Source organism: Cellulomonas carbonis (genome assembly GCF_014636275.1).
GTDB lineage: Bacteria > Actinomycetota > Actinomycetes > Actinomycetales > Cellulomonadaceae > Actinotalea > Actinotalea carbonis.
This window is the reverse complement of sequence record NZ_BMEB01000011.1, coordinates 23,497-35,983: the sequence shown is the minus strand read 5'-3', so window position 1 is coordinate 35,983 and position 12,487 is coordinate 23,497. Positions and strand designations below refer to the sequence as shown.

Below are 12,487 nucleotides of genomic sequence, written 5' to 3'. Positions count from 1 at the left end.
TACCTCGAGATCTTCCACAACCGCCAGCGCCGGCACTCCGCGCTGGGCTGGCTCACGCCCCTAGAGTTCGAGGCGAGACAACCGATCACCGTGGCCTCGATTCCAGCAACCCGGCTCCACGGAACCCAGGACACACCACTCTCGATCTTGGAAAGGATGAGGGCCATGGCAGCACCGAAGAAGTACCCCGAGGAGCTCGGGAGCGTGCGACGCGGGTGGCCGTGGAGGCCCGCCGTGACCCGGCGACGCGACCCGGAGCGCTGGCCCCGGGCGCCCAACAGCTGGGCATCAACGCCGAGACACTTCGGAGCTGGGTCACCCAGGCCGAGGTCGACGCCGCCGACCGACCCGGCGTGACCAGCGAGGAGGCGCGCAGGATCGCAGAACTGGAGCGTGAGAACCGCGAGCTGCGGCCGGCGAACGAGATCCTGCGAACGGCGCACCACACCGCCCCGACTACCGTCGGCGCGTCAGTTCCGAGCCTCCACTGAACCAAACCCGAGACACCGTACGCGAACACGGGACTTGCTCGGAGTCAGCCGTCGCAGGCGTCGCAAGCACCGTTGGCGGGCAACTGCATGAAACAAGAAGGGCACAGCGCGACCTGCACCCCTGCGGAGCTATCGCGTACACCGGAACGGGATCCCGAGCGATAACTAGGCATCTCGTGGCGGTCGTAGCCTCCAGCTTCGCGCCGCACGTCCACGAACCCCTTGTTGAAGTACGCAGAGGCCGCCTGCCCCTCCGCCGCCACAGCGATGTACGAACCGGAGGGCGGAATCCACACCTGCGCGATGGTCAGCCCGGCTGCGATCTGCCGCATCCGCGCACGGTTCTCCACCGGAACCGGTAGAGCCTCCAGGGCCGCGTCCAGGGTCGCGAACGTGCGCCTCCGTGCCCCGTCAAGGATGTCCCGGCACGAAGAACACATCGCCAGAAGCTCGAGCTGGTCCGCCGATGCTGGCACCAACGAGCTCCGCGCCGCCGCACCAAGATGGGGACAGTCGCGGGTGTGCAGCATCGTCTGATCCCTCGTTACCAGCAGCGCGTACGAGCCATCGACGTCCACCATGGCCCGAGGCTACCGACTCATGTGGAGGCCGCTCGGCCACACCAACTGCGCGTCAGCGCGGAGAACCGAGAATGCTCCCCCATGCGCCCTGGACGTGCATTCGCTCCCGGTCCGCCACCTGCCGGACGAAGGCCTGGTCCTCCAGGTCCCCGACGGAGGCGACCGCCTGAGCGAGGTACTCATACGCCACCCGACGCAGGCCAGGACCGGTGCGAGCGAGAGCACCGACCATCGACGGCGGGGTGTTCCATACCGCTCCGAGAGGCCCGAGTGAATCCAACCGGATCCCGTACGCCATCCCCGCAGAGAGCAGTTCCTCCACTGGGCCGCCTTTCAGCCGGTCCCGAAGGCGTGCCGCCAGGTCCCGCATCCGCTGGCGAGAGCCGGACGGAGTGGCCGGGTGCACCGTCACCAAAGTCACCAGGTGCGCGAGCAAGCCGTCGTCGACCGTGCTCGCCCCACAGAGGCGCTCCACGGCCGCACCGACCGCCGCCATGCCGTCCGGTGACGCGTCCAGAGGGATGTCGACAGGAAGGTCCGACAGCGACCTTGCCACCCGAGCGCACTTGGCCAGATTCACCGGAGCCTCCGGAGCCGGCTGCGGCGGATGCAGACGCGCGGTGACCGCAGCGAGTACGTGGCTGCCTTCGGCTGCGGCGACCGATCGAGCGTCCGGCAGCACAGCCCGTTCGCCGCTTGACGAGGGTGGCTCCCCCTCCGGCGCGACGTACAGATGAGACCACTGCTGCACCAGGAACCGGGACACCGATGTCCGCAAGAAGGGCGCCATCTCCGGGGCGGGTTCGCCCTCGAAAGCCCACCGCGGCCTGCGGCCCTCGTCCTGCTCGTAGTCCCGGTCGCCCACAGTGCGAGCGCGCCACGTGACCGGCCGGTAGACCGAACGCACAACACCGTTGTGCACGCCCATCACATACCGCACCCGCCGCGCGCGGTCCTCCGAGACCCGCCACCACCCCCGCGTGAACTCGTACAAGTCCCCATCGGACATCGACGGGGTCCACAGGCGGTTCAACGACACAAGCATGACCGGCACCTCTACTCGAGGGGCCGGTCGCGCGGCGTACAAGATCTCCAGCTCTTCGGCAGACATCAGGCCGCGCTGGGCGTGATGATGCCCGAGCACCACATTCAGCAAGGTGCCCGGCGCCATGGCGTTGACCAGGTCGATCGCCGCTGCCTCAACCTCGTACGCCAGCTTCTCCGATGCCAAGCCATGCCGGAGCACCCGCACACCTACGTGGCTACCGGATGCCTCGATCTGCCGGATCCGCCGGATTTTTGCGCTTTGCAGCTCTTCCGGGTCCGCGTTCGCACGGGCGTCCATCGCGTGGTCGAATGCGCGGCTCCGCACCCCCTTGCCGACGTAGAACACTTGCCCGTCGCCGGGATCGCTGAGGAGGTACACGTACCACCCCAACGCCTCAGCAGTCAGTGACGAAAACGCGTCCACGCTGGCTCCTTCCGCACCGCCGCGGCAACCCTCACGACCGAGGCAGGCGACGCGTCAGGGACGCTACCGGTCACCGGTGACACGATTCCTGTGAGGGGACTGCTGCAGGGTCGGGCCAGACGGTTCGGCATCCGTCCACTGTGGACCGTTCGCGCCACTGTGGACCGTCCGGGAGCGGTGCGCTCAGTCAGCGTCCGACGGCGGCCACGGCAGGTGGGCCGGCCGGGCGAGGATGACGTCGTTGCCCAGGACCCGCCGGGTGTCGAACGTCCGCAGGCGGACCAAGCGGTCGCCGGTGAGGGCGAGGTCCACGGCCTCGAGCGGGGTCGACCCGATGCGCTCCTCGACCGACTCCGCGCCGAGGACGTCCTCCCAGCGCAGGGTGACGAGCTCCGCGTGGGTGCGGTCGTCCAGCAGGTGCAGGCCGGCATCGGTGACGACGAGCAGCGCGGCGACCGTCATGCCGGGCGGGAGGCCGAGCGCGGGGCGGTACCGCTCGTCGGCGCTGACGAACGCGTGGAACCGGGCGCCAGGGAAGCGCTCAGCGACGACGGCGTCGGCGTCCCCCCGCATCCGGGTACCGGCGCGCATGAGCAGGAACGACAGGAGGGTCGCGGCGCCGAGGAGCGCGGCCACCCACAGCAGCCCGCCGTTGCCCGTCCCGACGGCGACGGCCACGAGGACCGCGACGACCACGGCGAACGGTGCGTGCCAGCGGAACAGCGGTGACGACGTGACGGACGTCCGGGTCGACGGGGGGCTCTGCGGTGACGGCATGGGGTGAGGTTAGGAGACGGCGACGCGCCGGGCTGGCGTCCGCGCCGCCGTGCGACCACGATCGACCCGGACCACGGTCACCCGTGTCCCACCCGCCCGACCCGCGCCCCAGCCGCGCACCACCCCCCGAACCCCTGGAGCACCGTGCCCACCACCGTCCGCGCCTACGCCGCTACCGCCGCCGACCAGCCGCTCACGCCGACGACGATCGAGCGGCGCGACGTCGGCCCGCGCGACGTGCGGATCGAGATCCGCTTCGCCGGCATCTGCCACTCCGACATCCACACCGCGCGCGCCGAGTGGGGCGGCGTGCCGTACCCGCTCGTCGTCGGGCACGAGATGGCCGGCGTCGTCGCCGAGGTCGGCGCCGAGGTGACCCGGTTCGCGGTCGGCGACCGCGTGGGCGTCGGCGTCATGGTCGACTCGTGCCGCGAGTGCGACGCGTGCCGGAAGGGGCTCGAGCAGTACTGCCACGTCGGCATGACGCAGGCCTACGGCTCCGTCGACCGCGACGGCTCGGTCACGCAGGGCGGTTACGCCCAGCAGGTCGTCGTCACCGAGGACTTCGTCCTGCGGATCCCCGACGCGCTCGACCTCGACGTCGCGGCGCCGCTGCTGTGCGCCGGCATCACGACGTACTCGCCGCTGCGCCACTGGGGCGCGGGGCCGGGGACGAAGGTCGCCGTCGTCGGCCTGGGCGGGCTCGGCCACATGGCCGTCCGCCTCGCGCACGCCATGGGCGCCGAGGTGACCGTGCTGTCGCAGTCCCTCAAGAAGCAGGAGGACGGCCTGCGGCTCGGTGCCGACCACTACCGCGCGACGAGCGACCCGGAGACGTTCACCGAGCTCGCGGGCACGTTCGACCTGATCCTCAACACCGTGAGCGCCGAGCTCGACCTCGGGTCCTACCTGTCGCTCCTGGCCGTCGACGGCACCATGGTGGCGCTCGGCGCGCCGCCGGAGGCGCTGCCGGTCCAGGTCTTCTCGCTCATCCCGGCGCGGCGCTCGCTCGCGGGCTCGACGATCGGCTCGATCGCGGAGACGCAGGAGATGCTCGACTTCTGCGCCGAGCACGGGATCGGCGCGCAGATCGAGGTGGTCGCTGCGGACCAGGTGAACGAGGCGTGGGAGCGCGTGCTCGCCTCCGACGTCCGCTACCGCTTCGTCATCGACACGTCCACGCTGGTCTGACGCGCGGCCGGGGCCGCCACTCGCCGGCGTCCGCCATGACGGCGTCGGAGGTGTCCTCGTGGGGAGGGTCCGTGCGTCGTGCTGGTGAGCCGGGTTCCCGGCACCCACGAGGAGAGGACTGACGATGCGGTACCTGATGCTGGTCCGGGCGTCCGACGACGCGCACCCCGCGGCCGAGGACACCGACCCGTCGACGTGGTTCGAGGAGGCCGTCCGGCGAGGTCAGCGGCTCGCGGGCGAGCGGCTGCGGCCGCCGTCGGACGCCACGACCGTCCGTGCGTGGGACGGAGCACCCGGTGCGGCCGGCCCGGCGACCGTCGTCCACGGGCCGTTCGTCGAGCTCGCGGAGCACGTCGGCGGGTTCGACCTCCTCGAGGTCTCGAGCCCGCAGGAGGCCGTCGAGGTCGCGGCGGGACACCCGGTCGCGCGGTTCGGGGCGCTCGAGCTGCGCGAGCTCGCGCCGCACGACGAGCCGGACCCCGACGGGGTCGACGGCGACCTCCTGCCGGGGGACGCGACGTACGTCCTGCTCATGGCGGGCGTGCCGGACGCGCCGGCGCCCGACCCCGCGGACACCGGCCTGCCGCTCGACTGGGTCGCCGAGATGCGTCGGCGCGGCCTGGACCGCGGGGGGTCGCCGCTCGCACCCGCCGAGGAGGCGATGACGGTGCGGGTGCGCGACGGGCGGACGACCGTCACCCACGGCCCCTTCGCGGAGCTCGCCGAGCAGGTCTCGGGCTACAACCTCCTCGCGGCGGCCGATCTCGACGAGGCGATCGAGGTGGCCGGCCGGCACCCGGCGGCGCGGCACGGCGTCGTCGAGATCCGGCCGACGTGGCCCTTCTGAACGACGACGCGGGCGCGGCCCCGGTGCCCGAGGGTGCCGAGGCCGCGCTCGTCCGTGCGTTCGCCGACGAGTGGGCGTCCGTCGTCGCGACGCTCATCCGCACGACGGGGGACTGGGCGCTCGCGGAGGACGCGACGCAGGACGCGTTCGTCGCGGCCGCCCGCCGCTGGCCCGTCGACGGCGTGCCGTCGCGTCCGGGTGCGTGGCTGACGACGGTCGCACGCAACGCGGCCCGCGACCGGCTCCGCCGCGGCGCGACGGAGGACCGCGTGCTGCGCCGGCTCGCGGCCGACCCGACCCACGCCCCGGCCGACGACGACGCGCTCACCGGTGACGTCGCGCTCACCGGTGAGCGTCCGGATCCCCACGCGACCGTCCCCGACGACCGGCTCCGGCTGATCTTCACGTGCTGCCACCCCGCGCTCCCGCCCGACGCCCGCGTGGCCCTCACGCTGCGGACGCTCTGCGGCCTGACGGTCCCCGAGATCGCGCGCGCGTTCGGCGCCTCCGAGCCCGCGATGGCGAAGCGCCTCGTGCGTGCCCGGCAGAAGATCGCGCACGCGCGCATCCCGTACCGGGTCCCCGCACCCGAGGACGTCGCGGAGCGCCTCGACGGCGTGCTGACCGTCGTCTACCTGGTCTTCACCGAGGGCTACGCCGCGACGGCGGGTTCCTCCGCCCTGCGGGTCGACCTGTGCCTCGAGGCGATCCGGCTCGCGCGGCTCCTGACGCGGCTCGTGCCGCAGGAGTCGGAGGCGCACGCGCTACTCGCGCTCGTCCTCCTGCACGACGCGCGCCGACCCGGGCGGCTCGGCCGCGGGGGAGTGCTCGTCCCGCTCGACGAGCAGGACCGGTCCGCGTGGGACGCGGGCACCGTCGAGGAGGGGCTGCGTGCGCTCGTCCGGGCGCAGCGGCTCGCCGTCGACGACGCGCCGTACCTGCTGCAGGCGGAGATCGCGGCGTGCCACTCGACGGCCCCGACGCCCGCTGCGACCGACTGGGCGACCGTCGTCGCGCTCTACGACCGACTGCTCGCGGTCGCCCCCTCCCCGCACGCGCGTCTCGCCCGGGCGGTCGCCGTCGGCTCCGCGGCGGGTCCGGCGGCGGGACTCACCGCACTCGGGGCCCTGGCCGCCGACGACGTCCTGCGCGGGACGGCCGTCCTCGCGGCCACCGAGGCGGACCTCCTGCGCCGCGCGGGCCGGTCGGCGGAGGCCGCCGCGGCGTACCGCACCGCGCTCGCGCTCGCGGGCACCGACGACGAGCGCGCGTTCTTCCGGCGTCGGCTCGAGGAGGCCTCGCACACCGCCTGACGGCGAGGTGGGCGGTATGTCGGAAATGGTCCGCCGAACCCCTGTCGGGACACGCCGTCCGGAGAGAGGGTGGGGGTACGGCGGTCGTCCCGCCATCCGGGTGGACGGTCGCCTCGGTCGAGGAGGATCGACGTGTCAGGGAACAAGGCTGTCGCGTACAAGTCGCCGGGCAAGGTCGAGGTCATCGACATCGACTACCCGACCTTCGAGCTCAAGGACGGACCTGGGGTGAACCCGGCCAACGTCGGGCGCCCGGTGCACCACGGGGTGATCCTGAAGACGGTCGCGACCAACATCTGCGGGTCGGACCAGCACATGGTCCGCGGCCGGACGACGGCCCCGGCGGACCTGGTCCTGGGCCACGAGATCACCGGTGAGGTGGTCGAGGTCGGCCGGGACGTGGAGTTCATCAAGGAGGGCGACCTCGTCTCGGTGCCCTTCAACATCGCGTGCGGGCGCTGCCGCAACTGCAAGGAGCGCAAGACCGGCATCTGCCTCAACGTGAACCCCGACCGGCCCGGCAGCGCCTACGGGTACGTGGACATGGGTGGCTGGGTCGGCGGCCAGGCCGAGTACGTGCTCGTGCCGTACGCCGACTGGAACCTGCTGAAGTTCCCCGACAAGGACCGGGCGATGGAGAAGATCCTCGACCTGGCGATGCTGTCGGACATCTTCCCGACGGGCTTCCACGGCGCGGTGACGGCGGGCGTCGGCGTCGGGTCCACGGTGTACGTGGCCGGTGCCGGGCCGGTCGGCCTCGCAGCCGCGACCGGTGCCCAGCTGCTCGGCGCAGCCGTCGTCATCGTCGGCGACATGAACGAGGACCGGCTCGCGCAGGCCCGCAGCTTCGGGTGCGAGACGGTCGACGTGTCCAAGGGCGACCCGGGCGAGCAGATCGAGCAGATCCTCGGTGTCCCCGAGGTCGACTGCGGCGTCGACGCCGTCGGCTTCGAGGCGCGCGGGCACGGCAAGGACGCGAGCCACGAGGCGCCCGCCACGGTGCTCAACTCCCTCATGGGCATCACGAAGGCCGGCGGGGCGCTCGGCATCCCGGGTCTGTACGTGACGGGCGACCCGGGCGGCATCGACGAGGCCGCGAAGAAGGGCTCGCTGTCGATCAGCCTGGGCACCGGCTGGGCGAAGTCGCTGTCGTTCACGACGGGCCAGTGCCCCGTGATGAAGTACAACCGCGACCTGATGATGGCGATCCTGCACGACCGCGTGAGCATCGCGAAGAACGTCAACGCCACGCCGATCACGCTCGACAAGGCCCCCCAGGGCTACGCCGAGTTCGACGCGGGCGCGGCGCAGAAGTACGTGCTCGACCCCAACGGGTACCTCGGCGCCGCCTGAGGTCCGTCGCCGCGAGCCCGGACCCGTCGGGGTCCGGGCTCGCGGTGCGTCACGGATCGGACGCAGCCGCGGTCACGCCGGCCGGTTCGAGGCGCACCACGATCGACTTGCTCGTCGGGGTGTTCGAGTCCTCCGCGGTCGAGTCGAGCGGCACGAGCACGTTGGTCTCGGGGAAGTACGCCGCGGCGCAGCCCCGCGCGGTGTCGTACGCGACGACGCGGAAGCCCTCGGCGCGACGGTCGACGCCGTCGGTGAACTCCGAGACGAGGTCGACGACGTCGCCGTCGGCCAGCCCGAGGTCGGCGAGGTCGTGCGCGTTGACGAGGACGACGCGGCGCCCGCCGGAGATCCCGCGGTAGCGGTCGTCGGGCCCGTAGACCGTGGTGTTGTACTGGTCGTGCGAGCGCAGCGTCTGCAGGAGCAGACGCCCGGGCGGCGCCGTCGGCCACCACAGCGGGGTCCGCGTGAAGTGCGCCTTCGTGCTCGTCGTCTCGAAGGTGCGCACGTCGTGCGGGCCGTGCGGCAGGCGGAAGCCGCCGGGGTCGTCGATCCGGCGCTCGTAGTCCACGAACCCGGGAACGACCGCCTCGATGTGGCGGCGGACCACCCGGTAGTCGTCCTCCATCGCGCGCCAGTCCGCCTGCGGCGTCCCCGGCCGGGGGCGGCCGTGCTCGTCGTGGAAGAGCGCCCGCGCGAGGCGGCACACGATCGCGACCTCGGAGAGCAGCCCGTCCGACGGCGGCCGGAGGTGGCCCGACGACGCGTGCACCATCGACATCGAGTCCTCGACCGTGACCCGCTGCCGCCCCGTGGCCTGCACGTCGAGGTCCGAGCGCCCGAGCGTCGGCAGGATCAGCGCCGTCCGGCCGGGTGCCAGGTGCGAGTGGTTGAGCTTGGTGCTGACCTGCACCGTCATCGCGCACGATCGCAGCGCCGCCTCGGTCACCGCGGTGTCGGGCGCGGCCTTGAGGAAGTTCCCGCCCATCCCCATGAAGAACCGGACCCGGCCGTCGCGCATCGCCCGGATCGTGTCGACCGTGTCGAACCCGTGCTCGCGCGGGCTCGCGAAGGAGAACTCCGCCTCCAGGCGGTCGAGGAACGGCTGCGGCATCTTCTCGAAGATGCCCATGGTCCGGTCGCCCTGGACGTTGGAGTGCCCGCGCACGGGCAGCAGGCCCGCGCCGGGGCGGCCGAGGTTCCCCTGGAGCAGCACGAGGTTGACGATCTCCTTGATCGTCGCGACCGCGTGGCGGTGCTGGGTCAGCCCCATCGCCCACGCGACGATCGTCCGGTCCGAGGCGAGCAGCAGCTCGCCGACCTCGCGCAGCTGCGCCTCGCGCAGCCCCGTCGCCGCCTCGATGTCGCTCCAGGAGGTCGCCCGCAGGCCGTCGGCGTACTCCTCGAGGCCCACGGTGTGCCGCTCGACGAACGCGTGGTCGAGCACGCTCGTCATGCCGATGGTCCGGCGGCCGGCCTCCTCGGCCTCGAGCAGGACCTTTCCCAGCGCCTGGAACACACCGAGGTCACCGCCCAGGCGCACCTGGAGGTGCACGTCGGCGATGCGCGTGCCCCGCCCGACCATGCCGTGCACGCGCTGCGGGTTTTGGTAGTGCGTCAGGCCGGCCTCGGGCAGCGGGTTCACGGCGACGACGACCGCGCCCTGCTCCTTGGCCTTCTCGAGCGACGTGAGCATGCGCGGGTGGTTCGTGCCGGGGTTCTGCCCCGCGATGATGATGAGCTTGGCGGTCTCGACGTCGTGCAGCGTGACCGAGCCCTTGCCGATGCCGATGGTCTTGCCGAGCGCCTCGCCCGACGACTCGTGGCACATGTTGGAGCAGTCGGGCAGGTTGTTGGTGCCGAGCCCGCGGACCATGAGCTGGTAGAGGAACGCGGCCTCGTTGGACGTGCGCCCCGACGTGTAGAACGCCGCCTGGTCGGGCGTGTCGAGCGAGCGGAGCACGGCCGCGATGCGCTCGAACGCCTCGTCCCACGAGATCGGGCGGTAGTGGGTCTCGCCGTCCTCGCGGATCATCGGCGTCGTGAGGCGGCCCTGGCGGTTGAGCCAGTGGTCGTCGCGCGCGTAGAGCTCGTCGATCGTGTGCTCGGCGAACAGCTCGGGCCGCACGCGCTTGCGCGTCGCCTCGGACGCGAGCGCCTTGGCGCCGTTCTCGCAGAACTCGGCGTGGCTGCGGTCCGGGGCGTCCGGGTCGGGCCACGCGCAGCTCATGCAGTCGAACCCGTCGGCCTGGTTCATCCGCAGCAGCCCGCTCGCGGAGCGGACGGGTCCCATCTGCCCCACGGCGTGCCGCATCGCGGTCACGACACCGGGCAGGCCCGCCGACGTGCGCTTCGGCTTGCCGACCCTCACCGCGGGCTGGTCGAGGTCGTCCGGGGGCGTCGGTGCGGTCGGCGTCGTTGCCATCTCGTCATGCTACGACCGGCCCCCGCGCGAGAGGGTGGCCTCATGCGACTGACCAGGCGCTGGCGCGTGCAGCGGATGACGGCCTCCGGTCCCGTCCGCGACCGCGTCGACGCGCTCGCGGGGGAGGAGCCGCTCGAGGTGCGCGTCCACGGCACGCCGTTCACCGTCACGATGCGGACGCCGGGTGCCGACGTCGACCTCGTCGCGGGCTTCCTCGTCTCCGAGGGCGTCGTGCGCGCCGAGGGCGACATCGCGTCGGTGGACCACCGCGCGGGGATCGGGCACGCGGGGGAGCGCGACTACAACGTCGTCGACGTGCGCCTCGCGCCCGGGGTCGCGCTCCCCGACCCGTCGCTCCAGCGGCACGTCTACACGTCGAGCAGCTGCGGGGTGTGCGGCACCGCGTCGATCGAGGCGGTCCGGAAGGTGAGCGCGTTCGAGGTCGTCGCCGACGACGCCGTCGTACGGCTCGACCACCTCCTCGCGATGCCGGACCGCCTGCGCGCCGAGCAGCCGCTGTTCAGCCGCACGGGCGGCGTGCACGCGGCGGCGCTGTTCGTGCCGTCCGACGACGGCGACGTCGACGTGCCCTCGGACGCCGAGCCCCGGCTCGCGTGCGTGCGTGAGGACGTCGGGCGGCACAACGCGGTCGACAAGGTCGTCGGGTGGGCGCTGCGCGAGGGGCTGCTGCCGCTGCGCGGCGCCGTCCTCCAGGTGTCGGGCAGGGCGTCGTTCGAGCTCGTGCAGAAGGCCGCGATGGCCGGCGTCCCGGTGCTCTCGGCGGTCTCGGCGCCGTCCGCGCTCGCGGTGGAGCTGGCCGACGAGCTCGGCCTGACCCTCGTCGCGTTCAACCGCGGCGAGACGCTCAACGCGTACACCCACACGCAGCGGCTCCGGGCCGTCCCGGCCGCGCCGGGTACGTAGCGCCCGGGTCGTCGCACCCAGCCGCGGGTCAGTGCGTGTGGCGGTGGTGCAGGTCGGGGACGTGCGGGTGGCTGTGCCGCACGTGGACGTGCTCGTGGGGGTGCTGGTGGCGACCCGTGAAGCCGTCGGCGTGCACGTGGTCGTGGTGGTCGTCGTCGTGCGTGTGCTCGTGGTCGTGCAGGACCGCCTCGTGCTCGTGCTCGTGCTCGTGGTCCGACCGCGACACGAGCGCGACGCCCGCCGCGGCGACGACGAGCGCGACGAGCGCCGTCGTCGTGACCGGCTCGCGCAGCACGGTCCACGCGACGAGCGCGCCGAGGAAGGGTGCGGTCGCGAAGACGACCTGCGCGCGGGCCGCGCCGAGGTCGCGGGCACCCGCGACCCACAGCGTGATCGACACGCCGTAGCCCAGCGCCCCGACGAGGAGCGCCGCCCCGACCGTGCCGGCCGACGGCACGGGCGCGACGGCCAGCCCGATCGCGGTGTTCGCGCCGCCGGCGACGAGTCCCTTCGCGAGCGTGATGTGCGCGGGGGCGAGCTCGTCGAGCTCGGCCGTCACGCTGTTGTCGACCGCCCAGCACAGGCACGCCGCCGCGATGAGCGCCGCCCCGATCCGCAGGTCGGTGGTGGCGCCGGGCCCGACCAGGACGACGCCCGCAGCGGTGACCAGGACCGCCCCGACGACGACGTGCCGCCCGACGTGCTCGCGGAAGAACACCGCCGCGACCACGACGGTCAGGACGAGCTCGAGGTTGAGCAGCAGCGACGCGCTCGCGGCGGACGTGTACCGCAGCCCGAGCGCGAGCAGCACGGGCCCGACCGCCCCGCCGACGACGACGGCCGTCGCGAGCCGGGGTGCGCCGCGCCGCAGCGCCGCGGGGTCGGGGCGGTCGCGCAGCGTCGCGGGCAGCACGGCGAGCGCCGCGCCGAGGTAGAGCATGCCCGCGAGCAGGAACGGGTTGGTGTCCTGCGCGAGCTGCGCCGCGAACGGGGTCGAGGCCCCGAAGAGGAGCGCGGCGAGCCCCGCGCGGGTGATGCCCCTACGCACGGCCACGCCCGACGACGACGGGGCGGGAGGCGGGGCGGGACGCGGCACTCACCGGGAGATCGTACGGAC

Annotated in this window: 10 protein-coding genes and 1 pseudogene; 6 read left to right on the top strand and 5 right to left on the bottom strand. The window is 72.9% G+C overall.

Annotated features, from left to right (window positions below):
• Positions 1-260: 260 nt before the first annotated feature.
• Positions 261-440: pseudogene (locus IEV86_RS17175) on the top strand (transposase); the annotation flags it as partial.
• A 95-nt stretch (positions 441-535) separates the two neighbouring features.
• On the opposite strand, the gene IEV86_RS17170 reads toward IEV86_RS17175, so the two are convergent.
• The 3 genes from IEV86_RS17170 to IEV86_RS17160 all read right to left on the bottom strand — a co-directional run bounded on the left by IEV86_RS17170 (position 536) and on the right by IEV86_RS17160 (position 3,320).
• Entirely contained in the window at positions 536-1,072 is a 537-nt protein-coding gene (locus IEV86_RS17170) for a hypothetical protein (RefSeq protein WP_043605151.1), read from the bottom strand.
• Positions 1,073-1,124: 52 nt separating this feature from the next.
• The gene (locus IEV86_RS17165; RefSeq protein WP_052426097.1) at positions 1,125-2,543 is read right to left on the bottom strand and encodes an LEM-3-like GIY-YIG domain-containing protein; all 1,419 of its coding nucleotides are present in this window, start codon (positions 2,541-2,543) and stop codon (positions 1,125-1,127) included.
• A 183-nt stretch (positions 2,544-2,726) separates the two neighbouring features.
• Positions 2,727-3,320 (bottom strand): hypothetical protein, encoded by a 594-nt coding sequence (locus IEV86_RS17160; RefSeq protein ID WP_043605153.1) that lies wholly within the window; start codon positions 3,318-3,320, stop codon positions 2,727-2,729.
• Positions 3,321-3,464: 144 nt separating this feature from the next.
• On the opposite strand from IEV86_RS17160, the gene IEV86_RS17155 reads away from it, so the two are divergent.
• The 4 genes from IEV86_RS17155 to fdhA all read left to right on the top strand — a co-directional run bounded on the left by IEV86_RS17155 (position 3,465) and on the right by fdhA (position 8,024).
• Complete coding sequence (locus IEV86_RS17155) at positions 3,465-4,511, top strand: NAD(P)-dependent alcohol dehydrogenase (protein ID WP_043605158.1); 1,047 nt, start codon at positions 3,465-3,467, stop codon at positions 4,509-4,511.
• Between the two features lie 124 nt (positions 4,512-4,635).
• Complete coding sequence (locus IEV86_RS17150) at positions 4,636-5,358, top strand: YciI family protein (RefSeq protein WP_052426098.1); 723 nt, start codon at positions 4,636-4,638, stop codon at positions 5,356-5,358.
• A complete protein-coding gene (locus tag IEV86_RS17145; protein ID WP_229734718.1) occupies positions 5,346-6,671 on the top strand; it encodes an RNA polymerase sigma factor in 1,326 nt (441 codons plus the stop codon). The genes IEV86_RS17150 and IEV86_RS17145 overlap by 13 nt, the downstream gene beginning before the upstream one ends.
• 132 nt (positions 6,672-6,803) lie before the next feature.
• Positions 6,804-8,024, top strand: a complete 1,221-nt coding sequence (gene fdhA / locus IEV86_RS17140; protein WP_043605161.1) for a formaldehyde dehydrogenase, glutathione-independent — start codon at positions 6,804-6,806, stop codon at positions 8,022-8,024.
• A gap of 49 nt (positions 8,025-8,073) precedes the next feature.
• Here the strand turns inward: fdhA and IEV86_RS17135 are convergent, their stop codons facing one another.
• Positions 8,074-10,446: an FdhF/YdeP family oxidoreductase gene (locus tag IEV86_RS17135; RefSeq protein ID WP_043605163.1), complete on the bottom strand. Its 2,373-nt coding sequence runs from the start codon at positions 10,444-10,446 to the stop codon at positions 8,074-8,076.
• A 42-nt stretch (positions 10,447-10,488) separates the two neighbouring features.
• Between IEV86_RS17135 and fdhD the strand changes: the two genes are divergently transcribed.
• Positions 10,489-11,370, top strand: a complete 882-nt coding sequence (gene fdhD / locus IEV86_RS17130; RefSeq protein WP_043605166.1) for a formate dehydrogenase accessory sulfurtransferase FdhD — start codon at positions 10,489-10,491, stop codon at positions 11,368-11,370.
• 28 nt (positions 11,371-11,398) lie between these two features.
• On the opposite strand, the gene IEV86_RS17125 is transcribed toward fdhD, so the two are convergent.
• Positions 11,399-12,466 carry a DMT family transporter gene (locus IEV86_RS17125; protein WP_081978646.1) on the bottom strand — a complete coding sequence of 356 codons (1,068 nt, stop codon included), beginning with the start codon at positions 12,464-12,466 and terminating at the stop codon, positions 11,399-11,401.
• Between the last annotated feature and the right edge of the window lie 21 nt (positions 12,467-12,487).

Coding starts and splice junctions, on each gene's coding strand:
- IEV86_RS17170 (WP_043605151.1), bottom strand. CDS start 1,072: ATGGTGGACGTCGATGGCTCGTACGCGCTGCTGGTAACGAGGGATCAG.
- IEV86_RS17160 (WP_043605153.1), bottom strand. CDS start 3,320: ATGCCGTCACCGCAGAGCCCCCCGTCGACCCGGACGTCCGTCACGTCG.
- IEV86_RS17150 (WP_052426098.1), top strand. CDS start 4,636: ATGCGGTACCTGATGCTGGTCCGGGCGTCCGACGACGCGCACCCCGCG.
- IEV86_RS17135 (WP_043605163.1), bottom strand. CDS start 10,446: ATGGCAACGACGCCGACCGCACCGACGCCCCCGGACGACCTCGACCAG.
- fdhD (WP_043605166.1), top strand. CDS start 10,489: ATGCGACTGACCAGGCGCTGGCGCGTGCAGCGGATGACGGCCTCCGGT.